General features: G+C 38.7%; 18 protein-coding genes. 2 read left to right on the forward strand and 16 right to left on the reverse strand.

Going from position 1 to position 20,766, the window contains the following annotated elements; genetic code table 11:
- Positions 1–8: 8 nt before the first annotated feature.
- The 6 genes from MHI18_RS01475 to MHI18_RS01500 all read right to left on the reverse strand — a co-directional run bounded on the left by MHI18_RS01475 (position 9) and on the right by MHI18_RS01500 (position 7,213).
- Positions 9–1,178, reverse strand: coding sequence for a glycosyltransferase family 4 protein (locus MHI18_RS01475; protein WP_340845630.1), 1,170 nt, complete (start codon positions 1,176–1,178; stop codon positions 9–11).
- Positions 1,179–1,184: 6 nt separating this feature from the next.
- Positions 1,185–2,078, reverse strand: coding sequence for a UTP--glucose-1-phosphate uridylyltransferase GalU (gene galU / locus MHI18_RS01480; RefSeq protein ID WP_340845631.1), 894 nt, complete (start codon positions 2,076–2,078; stop codon positions 1,185–1,187).
- A 12-nt stretch (positions 2,079–2,090) separates the two neighbouring features.
- Positions 2,091–3,908: a polysaccharide biosynthesis protein gene (locus MHI18_RS01485; protein WP_340845632.1), complete on the reverse strand. Its 1,818-nt coding sequence runs from the start codon at positions 3,906–3,908 to the stop codon at positions 2,091–2,093.
- A gap of 292 nt (positions 3,909–4,200) precedes the next feature.
- Positions 4,201–4,875 (reverse strand): CpsD/CapB family tyrosine-protein kinase, encoded by a 675-nt coding sequence (locus tag MHI18_RS01490; RefSeq protein ID WP_340845633.1) that lies wholly within the window; start codon positions 4,873–4,875, stop codon positions 4,201–4,203.
- Entirely contained in the window at positions 4,850–5,617 is a 768-nt protein-coding gene (locus MHI18_RS01495) for a YveK family protein (protein ID WP_340845634.1), read from the reverse strand. The genes MHI18_RS01490 and MHI18_RS01495 overlap by 26 nt, the downstream gene beginning before the upstream one ends.
- A 285-nt stretch (positions 5,618–5,902) precedes the next feature.
- Positions 5,903–7,213: a uracil/xanthine transporter gene (locus MHI18_RS01500; RefSeq protein ID WP_340845635.1), complete on the reverse strand. Its 1,311-nt coding sequence runs from the start codon at positions 7,211–7,213 to the stop codon at positions 5,903–5,905.
- Positions 7,214–7,309: 96 nt separating this feature from the next.
- Between MHI18_RS01500 and MHI18_RS01505 the strand changes: the two genes are divergently transcribed.
- On the forward strand, positions 7,310–7,582 hold the full coding sequence (locus tag MHI18_RS01505; RefSeq protein WP_340845636.1) for a hypothetical protein: 273 nt from the start codon (positions 7,310–7,312) through the stop codon (positions 7,580–7,582).
- Positions 7,583–7,598: 16 nt separating this feature from the next.
- Here MHI18_RS01505 and MHI18_RS01510 read toward each other — a convergent pair whose 3' ends face one another.
- The gene (locus MHI18_RS01510) at positions 7,599–8,480 is read right to left on the reverse strand and encodes a glycerophosphodiester phosphodiesterase (protein WP_445669931.1); all 882 of its coding nucleotides are present in this window, start codon (positions 8,478–8,480) and stop codon (positions 7,599–7,601) included.
- Positions 8,481–8,681: 201 nt separating this feature from the next.
- Between MHI18_RS01510 and MHI18_RS01515 the strand changes: the two genes are divergently transcribed.
- A complete protein-coding gene (locus tag MHI18_RS01515) occupies positions 8,682–8,870 on the forward strand; it encodes a hypothetical protein (RefSeq protein WP_340845637.1) in 189 nt (62 codons plus the stop codon).
- A 173-nt stretch (positions 8,871–9,043) separates the two neighbouring features.
- On the opposite strand, the gene MHI18_RS01520 is transcribed toward MHI18_RS01515, so the two are convergent.
- The 9 genes from MHI18_RS01520 to MHI18_RS01560 form a co-directional block, all read right to left on the reverse strand.
- The gene (locus MHI18_RS01520) at positions 9,044–9,268 is read right to left on the reverse strand and encodes a hypothetical protein (RefSeq protein WP_340845638.1); all 225 of its coding nucleotides are present in this window, start codon (positions 9,266–9,268) and stop codon (positions 9,044–9,046) included.
- A gap of 190 nt (positions 9,269–9,458) precedes the next feature.
- Positions 9,459–14,369 carry a S8 family serine peptidase gene (locus tag MHI18_RS01525; protein WP_340845639.1) on the reverse strand — a complete coding sequence of 1,637 codons (4,911 nt, stop codon included), beginning with the start codon at positions 14,367–14,369 and terminating at the stop codon, positions 9,459–9,461.
- A 292-nt stretch (positions 14,370–14,661) separates the two neighbouring features.
- Complete coding sequence (locus MHI18_RS01530; protein ID WP_340845640.1) at positions 14,662–15,285, reverse strand: hypothetical protein; 624 nt, start codon at positions 15,283–15,285, stop codon at positions 14,662–14,664.
- 141 nt (positions 15,286–15,426) lie between these two features.
- Positions 15,427–15,999, reverse strand: coding sequence for a DNA-3-methyladenine glycosylase I (locus tag MHI18_RS01535; RefSeq protein WP_340845641.1), 573 nt, complete (start codon positions 15,997–15,999; stop codon positions 15,427–15,429).
- A 130-nt stretch (positions 16,000–16,129) separates the two neighbouring features.
- Positions 16,130–16,357: a YdbC family protein gene (locus MHI18_RS01540; protein ID WP_340845642.1), complete on the reverse strand. Its 228-nt coding sequence runs from the start codon at positions 16,355–16,357 to the stop codon at positions 16,130–16,132.
- A 14-nt stretch (positions 16,358–16,371) separates the two neighbouring features.
- Positions 16,372–17,112: a hypothetical protein gene (locus MHI18_RS01545; protein WP_340845643.1), complete on the reverse strand. Its 741-nt coding sequence runs from the start codon at positions 17,110–17,112 to the stop codon at positions 16,372–16,374.
- A 276-nt stretch (positions 17,113–17,388) separates the two neighbouring features.
- Entirely contained in the window at positions 17,389–17,871 is a 483-nt protein-coding gene (locus MHI18_RS01550; RefSeq protein WP_340845644.1) for a restriction endonuclease, read from the reverse strand.
- A 164-nt stretch (positions 17,872–18,035) separates the two neighbouring features.
- A complete protein-coding gene (locus tag MHI18_RS01555) occupies positions 18,036–18,314 on the reverse strand; it encodes a hypothetical protein (protein WP_340845645.1) in 279 nt (92 codons plus the stop codon).
- Between the two features lie 346 nt (positions 18,315–18,660).
- A complete protein-coding gene (locus MHI18_RS01560) occupies positions 18,661–20,763 on the reverse strand; it encodes a methyl-accepting chemotaxis protein (RefSeq protein ID WP_340845646.1) in 2,103 nt (700 codons plus the stop codon).
- Positions 20,764–20,766: the final 3 nt, after the last annotated feature.

Here is a 20,766-nt window from a genome sequence, read left to right on the forward strand (position 1 = left end):
GTTCCATATTATATATAGGTACGATAATACTTATTACCGGGCTCTTCACTTCCATCCTCCGCCATATAGCTTGGGTATATTTGATTTAACTCCGCTCTTACTTCTGACAGTGTATATGCTGCGATGATTTCCTTACTCCTTTTCCCCATCATTTCTCTTCGTTCTTTTTCTTGAAAAAGTTCAAGGATTCTGGTACCAAATAGCTGGTAATCTCCAGGTGGAATAAGGTAACCGTTCTGTTTCTGTTGAATGAGTTCCAGATGTCCCCTGTTTTCAGTGGCGATAACCGGCAGCTCACACGACATGGCTTCCATTATATTTACTGGAAGACCTTCTCGTAGACTGGATGCGACAGCGAGATCACTAATTTTTAATAACCGATCAATATCTTTTCGAAAGCCGAGAAAGTCAACCATGTGATCCACCCCCAGTCGAATGGCATTTCTTTTACATTCCTCAATTAACGGACCCGTTCCAGCAAGTAGCAGCTTGGCATGTGGAATTTGTTCTTTTACGTTAGATAGAGCCCGAATTAGTAGTTGTTGATTTTTATTTTTATTAAACTCGGCAGCATAAAACAGGATAAACTCTTTATCTTTATAGCCCAGCTCGCTTCTTAAAACAGTTTTACTAAATGCGCTAATCGGATGGAAACGTTCGTTATCCACTCCAACACCATGGACATGTTTAATGGTGACCGCTTTAAACTTTTTTTCGTTAGCCAACTGGTAGTCTTCATGATTAATGGTAATTAAACAATCTGTCATTCGTGCCAAAGATTTTTCAATCGGATAATACACCATCCAATTGATGAGCGGAGATCCTTTACAAAAGTGAAAGCCATGGGCCGTATAAATGACTTTTGTTCCTTGCATTCTAGTAGTTCTCGCAGCTAATCTTGAAAGAGCGCCTCCCATTGGTGTATGGCAATGGATAATTTGGAAGGAATGTTGATTCACTATCTTTTTTAGTGCCTGATATGCGGCTATGTTTTTTAGTGAGAAGGGTGATCTCTGAATCGGAATATCATGTCTTCGATCTACAAAAGGCAGTTTCATATTACCAACTGCTGCTGTATGAACTTCATATCCATTTTCTTCAAACCATTTAAAGGTTGGTAAGTGAAATGCCTCAAAGTGAATATCCTTTGTCGCAACAAATAGAATTTTCTTCTTCATAACCAATCAACCATCCATTCTATTTTGGATGGTTTCTCTTTTTACTACAGCGGAGAGATAGTTCAAGATATCTTTTCGTAACTCTGTCCGCTGTAAAGCCATTTCAATTGTTGTTTGTATGAAACCAAACTTTTCACCAACATCATATCGTGTTCCTTCAAAGTCATACGCATAAACATTTTCAAACTCATTTAAGGCAGAAATGGCATCAGTCAGTTGAATCTCACCACCTGCACCAGGCTGTTGGCTGCCGAGAATGTCAAAGATCTTTGGTGTTAGTATGTATCTTCCCATGATAGCTAGATTAGACGGCGCGTCTTCTTGTTTTGGTTTTTCTACTAAATGGTTCACACTATAGATGCGATCATTGAACGAATGCCCATCAATTATTCCGTAGCGTGAGACTTCATCTTGAGGAACAGTTTGTGCACCTAGGATCGATGACTGATATAAATCGTATTGTTCAATCATTTGTTTCAGACAAGGTTTTTCAGCAGTGACGATATCATCACCTAATAAAACAGCGAATGGCTCATCCCCGATAAATTTCCGTGCACACCAAACAGCATGTCCCAAGCCTTTTGGTTCTTTTTGGCGGATATAGTGAATATCCACTAGTTTGGATGATTTTCGAACTTCTTCTAACAAGGCAAATTTTCCGCGTTCATAGAGATTTTGTTCCAATTCAAATGAATGATCAAAATGATCTTCAATCGCTCTTTTTCCTTTTCCCGTGACAATGATGATGTCCTCAATGCCTGATTCGATAGCTTCTTCTACAATATATTGGATGGTTGGTTTATCAACAATCGGTAACATTTCCTTGGGCATAGCCTTTGTTGCTGGAAGAAACCTAGTTCCTAAACCCGCTGCAGGGATGATTGCTTTTCTAATTTTCATTTGGTTTCTCCTTTAATTTAAGGTTAGTTGTGGAACCACACGATGATTAGCTAAGTTGATCAATGTATTTCGCAAGGATTCTCTGTCCCAATCTGCGTAATTATTTACAATATCCTCTATTTCGAGTTGATAAAGCTCTCCTGTTTTACCAATATAAATATTCGGATAGATATGTGTTTCGTGAACTTCCTCTTTATTTAGCAGTTCTTCAAATAACTTTTCCCCTGGTCGTATTCCTGAAAAGCTAATGCCAATTTCTTCAACGCTATTACCTGATAGTCGAATGACATTTTTAGCAAGATCAACAATTTTTACTGGTTCACCCATATCTAATACAAAAATTTCTCCCCCGCTTGCTAAGGCGCCAGCTTGAATCACCAGTCTTGATGCTTCAGGAATCGTCATAAAGTAGCGAACCATATCAGGATGCGTAACCGTAACGGGTCCGCCTCTCTCAATTTGTTTCGTGAATAACGGGATTACACTTCCCCGGCTGCCTAAAACATTTCCAAATCTTACTGCGACTAATTTCGTAGCGCTTTTTTGATCCATATCTTGAATTGCCATTTCTGCCAGTCTTTTTGTTGCCCCCATTACACTTGTCGGATTCACCGCTTTATCACTTGATATCATGACAAATATGCCGACCCCATTCCAGCTGGCTGCTTGGGCAACATTCGTCGTACCAATTAAATTATTCTTAACCGCTTCTTCCGGATTATTTTCCATGAGCGGAACATGTTTATGGGCCGCCGCATGGTAAACAACATCCGGTTTATAGATTTCCATTACCATCATCATTTTCTTAAAATCTTGCACATCTGCTATTTCTGGCAGAAATTCAATGTGAGTTTGTTTATATATCTCTCTTAGCTCCATTTCGATGGAATAAATACTATTTTCACCATGTCCCAGTAAAATGACTTTTTGAGGAGTAAATTGACAAATTTGACGGCAGATTTCTGAACCAATTGATCCGCCAGCACCAGTGACTAATATGACTTTGTTCGTGACATATTCAGAAATTCCGTCGATATCCAACTCAACTGTTTTCCTGCCCAATAAATCCTCTACCTGAATATCTCGTAATTTATTTACGGATAGTTGTCCTGTAAGAAGATGTTCAATCATTGGCAATGTTTGTGTTTTCGCATCTGTTTTCGCACACTCGGTATAGATGGTGTTTATCTGCTGTTTATTTAAGGATGGGATTGCTATGATAATTCGTTCAATACTATAATTCTGTATCGTTTCGACAATCTTACTAACACCACCAACAACTGGAATGCCATAAATATCAAGACCGTGCTTTCTTCTATTGTCATCAATAAAGGCAACAGGCAGTAAATCTGACTCGTTCTTTTTCAACAATTGACGGGCAATCATGGTCCCTGCAGAGCCAGCACCGATAATAAGCGTTCGTTTCCGATTTTGCTCTTTAGCTAGGTATCGATCTCTGTATATTCTCCAACAAAACCGCGACCCACCGATAAATAACATATGAAGCAGCCACGTTACGGCGAGTAAACGGAAATATACTTCTTGAAGAACAGCAAATTGAACAATCGATGTAACTAAGATAGAAGCCGTTACGGTTTTAAAAATAAGAAGTAATTCGCTAATACTTGCATATTCCCAGGCTTTTTTATACAACTTGAATTGTATCGAAAATACATGATGACTAATAAGTATGGTCAGCGAACTGACGATTAGTGGAATGGTCACCACATATATGGTCGCATCGACTAAAAATCGCCCTGCAAAAATAGCTGAAAGTACGATACATGAATCGACTAAAACAACGAAAAACAGCCTCTGCTGACTAGTCATCTAGGTCCCTCCTTTTCTTTTTTCTCTAAATATAAAAGTAATTTTCTATGTATTAAATAAAGTATTTAGGTATGCGTTTTCTCTCTAAAAGCCCATACCTAAATACTTTATAATAAAAATGGGGCATCTAACCCCTCCTCTCACCACATTCTCGACGACAAGCGTCTAAGGTTTTATCAACCCACAATATGATCGAGTGCCTCCGTTGATAACGGCAAGGAGACATAACCAGATATACTATATGATTTATTGTTCTTAATAAAGAACATCTAAATAAAAAAATAGACATTCTTTAAAATAGCTTAACCTTCATTTTCCGTACATTGTCATTTAAAATAACGCCTACTATCTTGTTTTCAGCGAAGTCAAGAATCCTCTTGGTGGTGTAGGCTTGTTTCATATTGGTTTTACCATGATTGAACACAAGGATTATGCTGTCACAAAAATTGGCTAAAATTTTTGCATCGGTTACTTCTAAAATAGAGGGAGAATCAATGATAATGCAATCATAGGAAAGAGCTGCACTAGTCAACAGTTCTTGCATCATCGATGAACCAATAATTTCCGAAGGATTTATCGGGACTGGCCCGCTGGTTAATACATCTAACTCTCCAATTCCAGTGTGTTTGACAAGTTCCTCTAAATCGCTAGCTGTATCTAAAAGAAAAGTTGTCAGTCCAACATTATTGGACATCTTAAAAACTAGGTGTACGGATGGATTTCTCAAGTTAGCATCAATCAATAACACCTTTTCCTTGTGCTGGGCCATGGAAATAGCTAAGTTAGCTGCTGTTGTCGTTTTTCCATCCCCATCATTTGGAGAAGTGATTTGAATAGTCGTAACCTTTTTTTCAAGTGAAGAAAACTTGATATTAGTCCGGATTGTTCTAAATTGCTCTGAAATAATTGAATCCGGATTTGTATAAGTTACTAGATTCCGTTTATTTGTTAAATGCTTTGACGCCACCTGGTTCACCCCTCAACTTTTCACCTGCAGAGTACGTTTGATTATTTTTTTCTTCAGGTGAGTATTTCTTATCTCTTGAATTTTTTTTATTCATCTTTGAGATTTGGCCTATCACTACAAATCCTAATTCTTCTTCAATTTCCTGTTCATTTCGAATCGTATAGTCAAATACATTTAGTAAAAAAGCAACCCCTATTCCAACAGCTATCCCAACGACTGCAAATTTTATGGGTGTACCATTTTGTGTATTAATTGGATTTTCATTTACTTTTGCAGGTGATAATATACGAACTTTTTCAAAACCAATAATAGTCGGTGCTTCTTCTTTAAAAATTCTTGCTGTCGTATTCGCAATCTCTGCTGCTAGTATCGGTTCTGGATAAACTACACTGATACTGACAACCTGAGAACTTTCGACACTTTCTACAGTAATACTGCCAGCTAATGCTTCTGGAGATAGCGGCAAGTTCAATTCATCGACTACTTTTTGAAGTACGGTAACATCTTTAATAATTACTTGCAAGGTTTTCATTTCAGCTTCTTTAGCCTCCATAATAATCCGTGCCGTTGTCGAATAAAGTGGTGTCGCATCTAACGTTCGATAATAGCCTGCCGATGCAAAAATCACGCCAATTAAAATGATGATCCATAGACGCTTTTTAATAATGATAAGTAATTCTGCTAAATTTATTTCCTTCGGATTACTAGGAACCCCTTTATTAAATTCATACGAACCCTTCATTTAATCACCTTTTTATCTGTATTTTAATACCCTCTATAAAGAACAACAAAATCTTCATTTCTATTCAAAAACTAGTTATTAATAGTCTATTAGTTTCATTAATTTCTATTACTCCTCAATCTTAATTCTTTATAAAGAACAAGTCAACAAGATTTTTAGAATATTTTGGTTGTAAGTCATGTTAAAAGAAAAGGTGTTAGAAACTGACAATATTTCTTAATTTTTTTAACAATCTATTAGGTAGATCTAAAAGAAGACCTTCTCATATGAAGGTCTCCTATCCTACTAAACTTCTCCTTTACTTGCTTCTTTCCCCTCAAATTTCGACCAATCGATAACATTCTCTAAAATAATAGCTAGTAAGATCCCAACGAGCAGGCCGTTACTGAGTAATGGACGGATTAGGAAAGGCAATGAGCTGAATGTTTCAGACGGTATATTCATAATCGCGATTCCCAGCAAAACTGGTGCTGATATTCGGTAAATGGTTTTTGATGTAAAGGTGATGCCACTTAGGTTGGTGAGTGCCCCAGAGAACAGCTGCAAGTAGGCAACAAATAACACCGCATTTCCTACACTAACAGGCAAGGTGGAGAAAAAATGTCCGAGTGATGGAACCAAGCCCAGTAAGATAAATAGAGAACTCCCTATTATCAGCGGAAGTCGTCTATAGATTTGTGTGGATTGTAAAAAACCCAGCGAAGATATATAGGGTCCATATGGCACAAGACCGAATAAACCAGCAACAACAGACGACAATCCCGTTACGACAAACGAGCTTTTGTATTGTTTTTGGGTAGTCTTTTTGTTGATAAGCGGTTCTATCCCTTTGATGGAAGCCATTGTATTTGAGGTATTCACTAACCCTGTGACGACTGCCATCATGATCAAGCCTAAACTAAAGCTTGGCTTTCCCCAAGGGAACAGATTAACTAGCTGTGTTGATTGACTTGTTTCGTCTGGTACTGCGGGAAAAAGCAATGCATAAACTATCCAACCAAAGACCATTCCAATTAAAATGGCAAAGTTCCGCATGGACGCTGGTCCTTTGATGGTAATCCAGGCAACAAGCAGGATGATGACGAATGATAGCCCTGCCGTCGGAAGATCGATTTGATCACCTGTAGAAAGGACGAGCATGCCTTTGGCAAAAATGGTAATTAGTTGACTCGCAAGTAGAAAAAGGACGGTACTCATTACCACTGGTTTAAAGAGTTTTTTCAACACTTCACCCATTCCGAGTGCTCCAAGAACAACAGTGAGGACACCCGACAGGATAATGCCGACAGCAAGGCCTCCTCCTGCTTCTGCTGTCGTCATCCCAGCAGAGGAAGCGGAAGCAGCAAGGCTTAAGATGGCACCCCACCAAATTCCTGAATGGCCTTCCATCAGCGGATATTTATGACCAAATAGAACCTGAAGCATACAAGCAGCTCCTGTAAAAATAAACGACCGCTGCAAAGCGCTCGCCACTTCCATAGACGACAAATCAAACGCCTCACCAATCGTCAGCGGGATAACGACCGTATTAGCAAACATAAAAAAGAGCCATTGCAGTCCAGCTAAAAAATCAGTTGTATTTCCGGTGCGAGACATAGTCGTATCTCCTTCTACTAGATTTTAGTAAATTGTAGCACAAAAGGAAATTTTAAAAAGATGAGAAATGATTTATTATTGATAAAAAGGATGTGTATGCAATTGAAGACGGTTATCCAATCTTTAGCTGTTTCCTTAGGACTTCATGTAATCTTTCTATTTGGGACTTTTTTTATCGGTTATATCAAAACAAGAAACTATCAACCCGATTCAGCAAAGCAGTGGGAAAGTGTAGATACCCTACAAAACGAAGCCGCTTTCGGATTTTCAGTCTCCCCCCTGTTTTTTCTCTTCACCTTTATCGGCTTGGCAGTACTGAGTGGGATAGTCATTCTCTTCTATAGGAAAAAAAGCGAACCATCGCTTTAGGATGGTTCGCTTTTCTCTATCTTTTCTTGAAGTCTTTTATGACTTCGTGAAATAAATCGGGAAAATTCGTGAATAGTCCGGTCACTCCCCAATCAAGTGCCCGTCTCATCTCTTCCTGCGTATTCACTGTATATGGATGGATTTGAAGATCATGGTTTCGGACGGTTTGAACATACTGCTCATCGATTCTAGCAAAGTTTGGCCCCACACCTATCGCATATTGTGCAATCGTCTCCAATTCATCATCCGTGATTACAGCTGGGCTTTGATACGAGATAAGTTGTACGAGCGGCAGATTGGCGTTCAGGCTATGTACCGTCAACAAACTTTCTTGACTGAATGATTGAATCAGAACATTTTTTGTACGACCCTTTTTATCAATCATTTTGTTATCTTCTAAAACATCTAAGAGTTTAGCTTCCATTCCTGGATAAACCTCAGGTGACTTTGTTTCGATATAATAGTTTGCTTGTTTGCCAAACTCTTGCAATACCTCTTCCAGCGTAGGAACCTGTAACCCTTTGTACTCGGTCTTGGCATACTGCGGATATTTTTCATTAAACCAAGAACCTGCATCCAGTTGCTTAACTTCCGCTAACGTTAGCTCTTTCACTCGTCCTGTGCCATCTGTTGTTCGATCAACGGATTCATCATGCATCGCAATTAACTGCCCATCCTTCGTCATCTGAAGATCTATTTCAATATAGTCTCCCTTTAACTGCTCACCCAATTGATAAGCCGGAATCGTATGTTCTGGAGCATATCCCGAAGCACCTCGATGTGACACATTCATAATCTTCTTATCCGAATGTTCATGATGCGGCCCGCCGCTATTTGCCGAAACACCCATTGCTGTACCTTGTAAAATCAACCCTGCAGTCAGAATCCCTATCCCCATTCTCTTCAAACTATTTCTCACTCACACTCTCTCCCTTCTAAACCTATCATCATTTTAGCAGGGATTTGTAAAGCGCTTACATGAATAATTTCTATACTGGTAAAAATAAGAATAATGACGCATCATCCAACTAGTAGATTACTAGTTTTCAGGACCTATAAAGGATTGGATACCGGTTCTATTAGCCTTGTTTTTATTCTGTTGGTGGGGAGTGGAATTAATCGTACAACTTTTATAAAATTCGCCTCATTTAAAATTGATCAAGGGCCGAATCATTGGCAGTTTGGGTCGAATCAATCAGCGTTCGGGCCGAATGTTTACGAGTTTGGGCCGAATACTTCACAGTTTGGGCCGAATGAGGTGAATATCGATGCTCAATGGGGTTCATAATCCAATTTGAATCGTCGTAATTTAAGTTTTTTAGGGGAGAATACTTCAGTGTAGGGGCAAAATGAGGGTCTATCAATGGAGTTAATAATGACAAAATGAATAACGGTAAACGACAATTAGTAAAGTTGAATGAAATAGGCTGTCTCAGTTGGAGACAGCCCTCTGGAAACCAATCATTTTGATTCTTGTACAACTTCTGTTTTGGCTGATTCTTCTTCTAGCAAGCCGTAGTTGTCCATGCCTAAGATGACTAGGAAGATTGCTAAGGGCACTAGTGACCATGCAAAGGTCTTTTTTCCCCAGTTTTTTTGACATACTGATCCGACCATACCGCTTATGACTAATATAATGATTGCTATGACACTTATGATTGCAAGAGTTACGATTAAATTTTCCAAACTACACACCTCTTCTATTATTGTTATTTCTATATTTTTAGATTCGATTCCTTAAAACATACTTTTCTATTATACTGAAATTTTCTTACTTGTATACCCCCAAAATTATAAAAGAGCATCCAAGAAAAACACCCTATCAGGAGACAATAAACGTCTACTTAATAGGGTGCATGTTAGTATAACAAAACTTCTATTTTGTCACAACCACTTTTGTTAATTTTGATTTATTTTTCGCTGCATCTTGCACGAAAACATGCAAGACTGTGCCTTCTTTTTGTTTTGCTATCTTGATAGAGAAGGTTCCTTTTTGACTGACCTTACCTGATTTCAGTTTTTTCTTGCCTTTATAGATCGTGACCGTTGCCTTTTTCTCGGCTTTTCCCTTAACAACGGTTGTTTGGGTGGTTACTTTTTGAACAGTTGCTGCTTTTGGAGCGGTTTTATCTAAAACCACACCCGTTTTCTTTGTTAGATTGCCTGCTTGATCTCGTACGTTTACGGTCCATTTGGTGTTGGCAGGTAGTTTAGCAATCTTTAACGTATACGTACCCTTTTTATAAACAGGCTTTGTATATGTCATGCCTTTTGCTGTGAACGTGATCTTCGCGTCTTTTTCCGTCTTAAGCGAAACAGCTGTGCTTTGATCAGTTACAGCATTGACCTTCACTGTTGGTGCTGTCTTATCAATCACCGTAATCGTCTTCGTTTTACTTGCCTTGTATCCTGTTAGCGCTGCTGAAAGAGTCAGCTTGGTACCCGCTTTTTGCTTCGAAATTTTCATTGAGTACTGGCCATTTTTATCTGCTTTAGCAGAATTAATGGTCTTCTTGCCATTTTTCAACGTCACAAGTGCTCTTGGCGTCGTTTTCCCTTTGATTACAGTGGTTCGATCCGTAATCGTAGAAACAGTTGGTACTTTGATTACCTCATCTTCACCAATTTGGAAGTGTCCAGTATCTTTAGCCGAAGCAATCGGTCCCTTTGGACTTGCTGCAAGAGCCAGCTCGGCACGGTATTGTCCGTTTGGAAGCGTTAATTCCTCTTGAATATGTTCATAAAAATCAAGACTCGCTTGTTCAGCAACTTTTTCCCCTTTTGTATTATATATATGTAATACAGGTTTCACACTAGTTGCTGCTGCGGTTGTTCCGCCATGACTGATTGTATAGTCACTTTTGACTGCTTTTTCAACAATTTGGCCATTGCTCTGCTTTTCATAGGCAACGAGTGCATCGTCAGCAATGCTATAATCTGTTGTTTGATTCACGAGTACCGATGAAACTGTGTTACCATAAACATCTTCGAACGATGTTGTTCCGGAGAGCTTTTCTCCAGGTACTAATTTTGTTTTGGTAAGCGCAATGTTCGCTTTCAGATCGCCGCCCACTTGCCAATTGACTTGCTGTGCTGGTGTAAAGGTTTGGCTGCCTTTTGACAAGAAGTAATTCCAAATCTTATTCGCTGACTCGTTATCACCAAAGCCGAGCTGTACTTCTAAATCCATCGCTAGATTCGATGGTACATAGAATGTGTGACCAACACGCAATGTCTTAATAAAAGAGGAACTGTACTTATTATACGGATAGACAATCGCTCCGCGCACATCGCTGTATCCCGTTTCATCAGCGGTCACTTTCACCTGTGCTAAATCCGCTTTATCGAATTCAACGATATTGCTTTCACTGTCCTTCACTTCTACATCAGACTCTAGGAAATAGTAGTTATCTTTCTGATTGTTTTCATTTGGAAGCGACACATAATTCCCTTCCATTACAAAATTACCTGGCTCTAAATATACAGAATCATATTTATAGTTTTGCAGGTTATTTGCCGTAGGATAGCTTGTTTGCCCATTAATGGTTACTGGCTTTTTGATCATCCAAAGTCTTGTTGAAATATTATCAAGCTTCTCGTTTCCGTCTTTCGCCGTTACAGAAACTTTTTGCATATTGGCTGGAATATTGATGGTTTCTAACTCTTCTAATGTAGAAAATTGGCGGAAAATATACGAATACTCGCCCGATGGTTGGATGTAACGAATGATCGCCATATTCCCTTTTTTCTCTTCACTTAGTGCTAAATTACTTGGCAGAGACAGACTTTTCGTGGTATCTGTATTTTGCCCATATGCTTGAACCCAGTCTAGGTCACCCGCTTCATCTTTTTCTAACGTATTAATCGTAATATAGGCCGGCACATTATTTCCATCAGCATTTTTCACTTGCATGGTTGTTCCAGAATCCTGCATATCAATATTCAGTGCTCTATATAATCCTTTTGGTGCCAACGGACTTTCATCTAAGGTTAATGAAATTTCATATTTCCCTTGCGTTACATCCGAGCTGCTTGTTACCCAGAAGGAATAAAAATAATATTGACGGTTTGCTGGATTAATTGGATTTTTAACAAAACTATCCAGCATCACTTTTTGATCCGAAAGGCGAGTGACTTTATACTTCGAATAAATATCACCAAAGTTAATGGCTTCGATTTGTGCTTCATCGTCATTTCCAATCGACACCGTTTTCCCTGTTACTACATCTTTTTTATACAGGGCATCTTCTGAATTCAATGAACCACGGTACATTCCTGACAACTTATTACCGTATTCATCACCGAAAACTTGCTTCGTATAAAAAGCTCGATCAAGCTTATAGGCGATATTTGGATAAGGTCGTTCAATGTATGTTAGTCCGCGCTGAGTATAATAACGTTTTAATGATTCTTGGTCTGGCTCGAATTTAGTAATGTCGAGTTTGCCGCCTGCTTTAATAACTGTTTTCTTCCCTTTTTGAACAACCGCATTCGTTTTGTCATTCGCAAACACATACACCCAATTCTCGCCGCCATCAGGATCTTTTACTTCCGCATCAACTAAGTAATCATAGTCACCAGGTGATACAAAGAATTTTTGACCCGTAATTACTTCGTCCGAGCCAATGGCTTCTGATATGTCATCATTATATAAATATAAGATTCCGTTTTCGAGTCCGTTGTCGCTATTATCAATGGCCGCTTCTCCAGCTTCTCTACTGTCGAAAGAAATTGTTGATGGACCTTTGATTTCTGCCTTTGTATTCGATAAGAAGTAGGTTTTACCTGCTGTTTTGTGATAAGAAAATACATTATAGGCTCCCTTATCCACGTAGACAGTCGGTGCCTCTTTTGCATCTTTTTCATTAATCATCGTTGTTGAGCCTAATGTCGTTTGATGATCATCTTTCATGGCAAGGAAGTATTGTGCTCCTGGAATTTCTTTTCCCTCTTCATCCAGCGTATTCAATTTGACGGGTACGGTATTGTCACTTCTTAAGGTAATCGCACCCGAAGAAGCGACTTCACGTGAATACATAAACCAAGAGTTGCCGTCAGCTGTATCAAATTTGCCTTGGACAACCACTTGAAGGTTTTTCAAATCTGTTCCTACATGACTCGGTACCCTAAGCGCACCTTCTGTGTCAGTCGTGCCTGTCCATAATTCAGCGTAACTGTACGCATCTGAATCATCTGCTTGAACTTTTTCATAGAGTTTAACAGATGCACCTTTTGCGATGGTACCGCTTGGTGTGGTTACCGTAAACATATAACCCGATTGAGGTGTATTCATCACCTTCACCGTGTTTGACGTTCTTGATAGTTCTTTCCCATTTGCATCAGCAGCAACGGCTATGAGTTGATGGGAACCGTCTGTAACCTTTGTCGTATCCCATTTGATTTGCGCTGAAGCAGCATTAGCTGTTTCTGTCTCCCCGATCCGATTTTTCTCATTGACTTCATCAATATAAAAAATCATTTTACTTGTGCTAGGGTCATTAATGGAAATTTGTACGGTCGTCGTACCCACCACATTCGCATTCTTTTTCGGTAAAACGAATGCTAACGAAGGAATTTCGACATCATCAGCTAGAGCCGCTTTCGCATACACCTTGCCGTGACCGGTTTTCTCATCCCAACCTTCTTCATTCAGATCAAGTGCTGTAGATGTCAGTGCTTCTTCTACTTGACTAGCAGTAGCTTCTGGATGCTTCAGCTTATAAAGGGCTGCTACAGCCGCCACGTGTGGAGCTGCATACGATGTACCAGAACCGGTTGAATAACGGCCTGCATCTGTCCCTAAATCGCCAAGAAGTGAAGTACTTAGCACGCTGACTCCTGGTGCAACGATATCCAGTGTACTGCCATAATTCGAACGCTCATACACTTGATCTTTTGGCGCAATCGCTCCAACAGACAGGACGTTTGGCAGGGCTGCAGGATACGAAGCATCCGCATTACCGCCGCCATTACCTGAAGCGGCGACAACCACAATTCCTTTTTCTGTTGCTTTCTGCACAGCTGTGTCAACCGTTTCACTATATTCACCGCTTAAACTTAAATTGATAACATCGACACCTTGTGCGACCGCATAATCGATTCCTGAAGCGATATTGAACGCATCACCAACACCCGATTTATTCATGACTTTGACTGGAAGGATACTGACGTTAGCATCACCTGCTACACCTGTAATCCCCTTCTCATTATTAGCATTCGCAGCAATAATCCCCGATACGAAGGTACCGTGGCCTTGATCATCGCCTTGATAACTTTCCTCATATCCCTCAACAAAGGTTTTTCCTTCTAGTACACGGCCGGTTAAATCTTCATGCGTGCCTTGAACACCTGTATCCAGCACAGCTACCTTTACTAGATTAGAAGATTCTTCGACGCTATCCCACGCACCTTGGGCATCAATGGCAGGTAAGTTCCATTGGTTTTTATAATATGTATCATTGGGTTCTACTAATTCGGCTGTTTTGTATGTAACGTTTTTCTCCACGTATTCAACATTTTCCATTTTTTCGATTTCAGTAATAGTAGTATCCACAGATTCCTCTTTTACATCGTAAAGACCGACTTCATCGTTCTCTTCAACCGTTTCAACACCTATGTTTTTCTTTTGCTTGCTGGATAACGTTTCGTCATGTTTATACTTGACGATTAATTGCTCCGTTTTTGTTGACTTTGGTTCCTCAGCAGAAACCGGCATCCCTGGTAAAACGGCCGATGCTGCAAGTGCGATCGCTGCCATGGTTTGAAGCCATGGTTGTTTCTTTTTCATATAATTCCCTCTCATTCCCGATTATACTAAAAATTTATAAATCCTTAATCAGTCTAATTGAAAATGATTATCAGTGTCAATAAGTATTTAAATCATTCTCTCAACTTCATCCTTATTTCCTAGTAAACTACATAATTTTGGCGATATAATTTGAATAAAACATAAAAAAAAACACCTTTTACAGTGTCAAATTACCGTTTACTAGTATGATTGAATCGTTTTTTTGAGAAGAAGAACGATTGTGATTAGGAATCTTCTCGTTCCAACCATAGGTTAGGATTTCATATTGAGTCTATAATTCCGTCACCGTCCCTTCTCCTTCCCATCCAGATAAAAATTTCCCATACACTTTCTGCATGGCTTTAGGGGTTAAATGCGCATATATCCAACATCCATCTTTCACGAATATGTTTTTCTTTTTGGATCCATTAATGGATTCGAAATATTGAGAATCAGAAGTTCGGATTCCTACACGCTCGATTGTTTTAATCGTCTTGTCTATATCAAGATAGAGAAAGTAAGACCAGAACTGACGAAAAATGCCAGCGTGGGATTTATCCTTAAATCGAACAGGGATTCCACTTATCGTTACTTCATATGTATTCTTTTCTTTCACCGAATTCATGAACCGCTTAACTTCAATGTCACTGGCCATAAGTTCGGCATCCGTATATCGCGAATCACGTAAAGCAATTTCAATCTCTTTAGCAAAAGCAACGTCCAAAACTTTTATGTGACTTATTAGTGCATATGCTCCCTCTTCTTCGAGCAGTGCTGCTAAGAGGTCAGCATCCTTTTTAAATCCCAAGTCCATGTATAACTCGAGTGTTTGCAAACCAAGCTCTTGATTACTATTCTCTGAAAAAAATAGTTGATTTAGTGCGCCCACCGCACTCTTAAGTTGTTTTTTATTCATCGTTATTCCTCCTGAAAATTCGAAAATTTCAACCAATTTCTTCCTCTTCATTAGTATGGAGTATAGATACCTTACTTGCAAATCATTCGTTTTCATTTGCTTTTCTGGTCCATTCAAACGGACCTTCATCTCTATGCCTGTCTATTTTTTCACTTGCACTGGATGGCAGAAACAATCTACGGTGTGATCATTAATCATTCCCACTGCTTGCATGTACGAGTAACAAATCGTGCCGCCTACAAATTTAAAGCCATCTTTTTTTAATTGTTTACTCATTTTGTCACTTAACTCCGTAGATACCGGAACATCTTTCATAGATTCCCACTCGTTGATAATTGGAGAGCCATCGACAAAACTCCAGATATAATTTGAAAAGGATCCGTATTCTTTTTGCTTTTGTAAGTACGCGTGTGCATTGCTTACTACGCTTTGGATTTTCAATTTATTGCGAACAATCCCCGGATTTTCTCGTAATGACTGCAATTTCTCATCTGTATAGTGAATGATTTTCTCCGCTTCAAATTGATCAAAAGCTTCACGATAATTTTCCCGTTTTTGTAGAATCGTCCACCAGCTGAGTCCTGCCTGCGCTCCTTCTAAACAGAGCATTTCAAATAACAGTCGATCATCATATACTGGTACTCCCCATTCCTTATCATGGTACTCCATATATAAAGGTTCTTTTTCGGTTACCCACTTACATCGTTTATTCATTGATATACATCCCCTCTCAAAATTAATACCGAACATATATTCTTATTTTTATCATAGAGCGAGAATACTGAAAAGTCAACATTCCAAATAAATAAAAACGCAGAGACTGAGGAGGTCTCTGCGTGAATGGTTACTCAATGCTATCCAGATTGTTTAGCCCTTTCTTTAGCTCTACTATTTCTTCTTTGGATAACGTAATTCCTTTTCCCATTTTCTCGTGATCCGGTGCCCATTCACGTAAATCATATTTAGGGTCCCGTCCATTCCAACTGATCAGATTCAATTCCTTTTTCCACCCTTTTGCTGATTCGGACAATACAGCAACCTTCTCGATAATTTCATACTTAATCTCTGCCATTCACAATCTCTCCCTCAAAAATAGTTCTTAATCATTTCTTTCATTTGCTCTTTGTTTTCGGCAAATTGTCTATGTCGATGCCCGTTCCCTCCGGATGGATGCGGAAATCCAGTAAGCGTTGTCGATGGATCAAGGTCACTATGTTCAGTTAAGAAATTCAGCACTTTAGAAACATTGACTCCTAACGGGATAATAAGCGGCCGATTGAGCGGTTTTATTTCCTCTGCAAAGCCGTTCACGACATACTTTTTTAACGTTTCATTCTTTATCATACTAGGGGTTGTCCCACTGTAATTTTTCCCATTATAAAAAACCGGATACTTGATGACCGATGTCGTATGGACCAAATCATTTGCTTTGTTGAAAAGCTCCATCGTGGAAGAAAGCCCTAAGTATTCATGTAATCTCAACTCATCTAACATACGCACCAAGTTTATTCGCATCGGTCCTTCAAAACTTGATCTCTTTTTTACTTCTTGAAGAATCTCTTCGTCCGTCATTGACTTGTCCTTCGTATCAATGACTGTTGAAAAGGATCGTTTCATTTGATGTAAACCAGGTGTGATACCTACAATCATGACTTTCGCGCTTTCATTCACATAATCAAACGGCGCATAGTACATTTCAAGTTTCTTCTGATCATCTTTTTCTAATAAAAATGGCTCACTCTTAATCATTTCATCTGTAAAAGACAACGGCAATGAACGAATCAACTCTTTATATTTAGTAAACGCAGAAAAATTCACAATCCCCATAACAAGCTCCACTCCTCGAATGACCCTATCTTAACATAGCTGAAAAGAAAAAGTTAATCGAGCTAACTTTTAGGAAAGTCACTTATTGAAAGTTAATTATGCGTTAACCAAGGAAATGAAAGCACTAGAAAGCTGAGGGAAAATAAAAGCCAATTATTTAAAATAATGTTATCCGTTTTAGCGAACTGACCAGGCATTATTCTAAATGCACAAAACTACTAAGATGCCTTTTCAACACGCTAATACACCTATGTAAGTAAAGCTTGGTTAAGTGGTTTAATCCACTTTATACTCTGTAATAACCCAATCTATTAATGTGTCTTTATCAAATAAATAGACACCATTGGAGTATCCAAACTTTACAGCTGGGACTGTGAAGTAATTATTCGTAACAGCCCAATATTCATCCGCTTCATAATAGCTTTTATTAGAAACCATTTCTTCAACGGCTTTTATTCCTACCTTTTCCTTGGAACATTTTGCTTGAACGACTATAGTCTTACTATTCGTTTCTATAACAAGGTCTGCACCGTAATCATCAGTGGTCTTACGAACGATACATCCCATTGTTTGGAATAAGTTTTCAAGAAACACCACAAATTCTTCCCCTGTCATCCTGTCTACTTCAAAGATACCAGATTTAAGTAATAGCTCCCGTTCTTTCCTCTTTTTTTTCTTCTCTTCTACTATGGAATAAAATACTATTGTACTAAAAATCAACATCATCCCAATAGATATTAATAAGTCTTTAGAATACATGTGATCGCCCCTAAACTACATACTGCCAAAATATACATATAATCCATTCCCCTTATAGATGTCTAGTATTTTACTAAGTTATCTATATTTTACTAAACTTTTCTAAATTTATCTGAGTTTTTCAGTTCAAAAGAAATCAAAAGTAAAGACACTATATTGTTAACCTAACCTGGAAAGACGAATAAATTTACAATGACCACTACACCGAAGGAAATAAATCCTGCTAATTTAACTGGATGAGTAAATTTGTACTCGTTAAAAGGCGTTACCCTCTTTACAATTTCCCAAAATAAAGTCGTTCCTATTAAAATGACAAGTCCACTAACAATGAACGTGTTCTCCATTGAATTTGCCAATCTAACAATGTGGTCAATAAATAGTATCCATAAGTACCCTAAAAAGGCATTTAGAATAATTGATAAAGCAAACTCCTTTTTATTCAAAGACTTTCCCTCCTTTTAATAATCTGACTTTTAAGTAATTTTAACGTTATTCCCTCTTGTTGGAAATAGTTTTACAAAAACAGCCTTTTTGCTTCAAGGAATATAACCTATATGATATCAAGCACATGGCCTGCTTGGGCCAATGAGACAATCGACATTGTTAAAAGAACTTTAAGAAAAAAATATAGCAACAATCGTAAAGCGTATACTAAATCTAACATGGACTTAGTTCAATAAAGAGTCCATGTGCAATCCGGCCCCCTGTCCAATCACTTCCTTATAGATTTGAAAAATTACACAAAAAAATAGCATCCCTAGTCGGAATACTATTTTTTCTTATTCTACATTAAGATAGCTTAAATCGGTCAACGACTTCCTGTAATTCTTGAGCAATGGTCGTCATATGATAAACGGATCCTGCTACTCGTTCGAGTTCTGCTTGCTGATCGGCAGCCGATGCACTTACTTGTTCAGCTGACGCAGCTGTTTCTTCTGAGATGGCTGAAATGTTTTGAATAGCCATCATAGCTTGATTTTTATGCTCAAGCATATTAGTAAGTTCGGCTACTAGCTGACTAATAGCAGTTGCACTGTCTTGAGCTAGTTGATGATTATCTTTGAACGCTGCCTCGGTATTTTGGACAGATTCATTTTGTGCTTTCATTAACTGCATATTGGCCGCAATCATGGAAACGGTTTGTTTCGAATCTTCAACAATACTTTCTACTGTTTGTCTAATGACTTCCGTTTCATTTTTTGACTGCTCTGCTAGTTTTCTGACTTCCTCTGCTACGACTGCAAAGCCTTTGCCATGTTCACCAGCACGCGCGGCTTCAATGCTCGCATTGAGCGCAAGCAAGTTCGTTTGATTGGAGATCCCTTGAATGGATGCAATCACTTGATTAATATTGGCGATGTTTGATGTTAACGTTTCGATTTGAGTTTGTACCTTCTCATTCATTTCATTGCTCGCTGCGTTATGTTCTCGCAAACTCGCAATTTCATTCATGCCTTTTTCGGTCGTTTCTTTTGTTTGATTCGACAAGGTATCCATCTGAGCGGACAGTACCGTCAGTGAATCGATTTGATTCGATAAATCAATCATCCGGGAACCGGTTTCTTCTGTATCTTCTGATTGTCTCGCTGCCCCTGTCGCAATCTCATCTGTCGCTACTGAGACCTCTTGGCTCGATGCCACAATTTCATCAAACGCTCCATTCACCTGTGTCGACGATTGATTTAGGACAGTGGACGAATTCAACACCGTGTGAATGGCATCGTTCGTTTTATCCAGCATATTGTTATAAGCTGCTGAAACTGCACCGATTTCATCCTGTCTGATATATTTTTCATCGATTTTTTTCGTGAGATCTCCTTCCGCTGCGGTTTCAATCGAATCCCGTAAATAGGTCAACGGATTTAATCCTTTAAAGATAAACCTTGCAGTGGCTAATCCCATCAAAACAACCATAATAATTGCTGAAGCGATATTGACAAAAAGAATTTCGTTAAAGGTTTCTAAAATTTTTGAATTGGGCAAGACAAGCTGTACGGTCCAGGTTTCGTCTATTCCCTCTAGCATCATCGGTGCAAAGGCATTGAATGCTTCTTCTCCATAGGTTTTCGAATCGACATAGATACTTTCTGGCTTCCCGCTATCCAGCGTTTTTTTAACGGAATCCCAATCAATTGAATCTTTCATATAAGTTCCATTCATTTTTTCCTTATTACTATTAACGGAAATCATTCCCGCCTCGGTAATGATGGAGGAATACCCGCCGTCAGGCTTAATCGTAGTCACAAGCTCCGCTAAATAATCAACCGACATATCGGCAGACAATATACCAAAAAAGGTTCCTGTCGAGTCAATGAGCGGAACGGATAATGTAGTCATGGACATATTCTCTCCATTTACTTCTTCCTCATAGGGTTCGGTCAATATAGCTCGTTTTTCTTTTTTTGGAACCCAATACCAATCACCTGTTTCTTCGGATTCATATCCCTCTAAAAATGTGACATTTACTTGGTCACCATCTTGTACTAAATAAGGAATAAACCTTTTACTATCATCTATTAGCGCTTTAGATATGGTTGGTTCTATTTCAACTGAATCATTTTCCAATACTGCATAAACAGCAAAAATTTCATCATTGTCAGTTAAATTGACCTTTAGCATATCGATCACTTCTTCTGCTGATAAATTCCTCTTCTCATGCATTCCTTCAACGATCCGCTTTGTCGTCAATAGTTGCTCATTGACTTTATTAAAGTGCTCACTCATTTTCCCAACTGAATACTCCGCATTACGAAGCGTTGAACTCTCAGCATCTCCTACGCTTTTATCGTTAATAATCATACTCGTTACCACTGAATAAGCTAGAAACAGTGCTAAAAATAACCCTATAATCATGGAAGACAACTTCCATACAATACTTTTTGACTTCTTCATGTA

It is taken from the genome of Peribacillus sp. FSL H8-0477, assembly GCF_038002765.1.
Lineage (GTDB): Bacteria > Bacillota > Bacilli > Bacillales > DSM-1321 > Peribacillus.

Excerpts from the sequence above, each read along its gene's own strand:
- MHI18_RS01495 (WP_340845634.1), bottom strand. The coding sequence starts at position 5,617 with ATGAAGGGTTCGTATGAATTTAATAAAGGGGTTCCTAGTAATCCGAAG.
- MHI18_RS01510 (WP_445669931.1), bottom strand. The coding sequence starts at position 8,480 with ATGGGGATAGGGATTCTGACTGCAGGGTTGATTTTACAAGGTACAGCA.
- MHI18_RS01530 (WP_340845640.1), bottom strand. The coding sequence starts at position 15,285 with ATGAATAAAAAACAACTTAAGAGTGCGGTGGGCGCACTAAATCAACTA.
- MHI18_RS01535 (WP_340845641.1), bottom strand. The coding sequence starts at position 15,999 with ATGAATAAACGATGTAAGTGGGTAACCGAAAAAGAACCTTTATATATG.
- MHI18_RS01475 (WP_340845630.1), bottom strand. The coding sequence starts at position 1,178 with ATGAAGAAGAAAATTCTATTTGTTGCGACAAAGGATATTCACTTTGAG.
- MHI18_RS01545 (WP_340845643.1), bottom strand. The coding sequence starts at position 17,112 with ATGGGGATTGTGAATTTTTCTGCGTTTACTAAATATAAAGAGTTGATT.
- galU (WP_340845631.1), bottom strand. The coding sequence starts at position 2,078 with ATGAAAATTAGAAAAGCAATCATCCCTGCAGCGGGTTTAGGAACTAGG.
- MHI18_RS01550 (WP_340845644.1), bottom strand. The coding sequence starts at position 17,871 with ATGTATTCTAAAGACTTATTAATATCTATTGGGATGATGTTGATTTTT.
- MHI18_RS01485 (WP_340845632.1), bottom strand. The coding sequence starts at position 3,908 with ATGACTAGTCAGCAGAGGCTGTTTTTCGTTGTTTTAGTCGATTCATGT.
- MHI18_RS01500 (WP_340845635.1), bottom strand. The coding sequence starts at position 7,213 with ATGTCTCGCACCGGAAATACAACTGATTTTTTAGCTGGACTGCAATGG.
- MHI18_RS01560 (WP_340845646.1), bottom strand. The coding sequence starts at position 20,763 with ATGAAGAAGTCAAAAAGTATTGTATGGAAGTTGTCTTCCATGATTATA.
- MHI18_RS01540 (WP_340845642.1), bottom strand. The coding sequence starts at position 16,357 with ATGGCAGAGATTAAGTATGAAATTATCGAGAAGGTTGCTGTATTGTCC.
- MHI18_RS01525 (WP_340845639.1), bottom strand. The coding sequence starts at position 14,369 with ATGAAAAAGAAACAACCATGGCTTCAAACCATGGCAGCGATCGCACTT.
- MHI18_RS01505 (WP_340845636.1), top strand. The coding sequence starts at position 7,310 with ATGCAATTGAAGACGGTTATCCAATCTTTAGCTGTTTCCTTAGGACTT.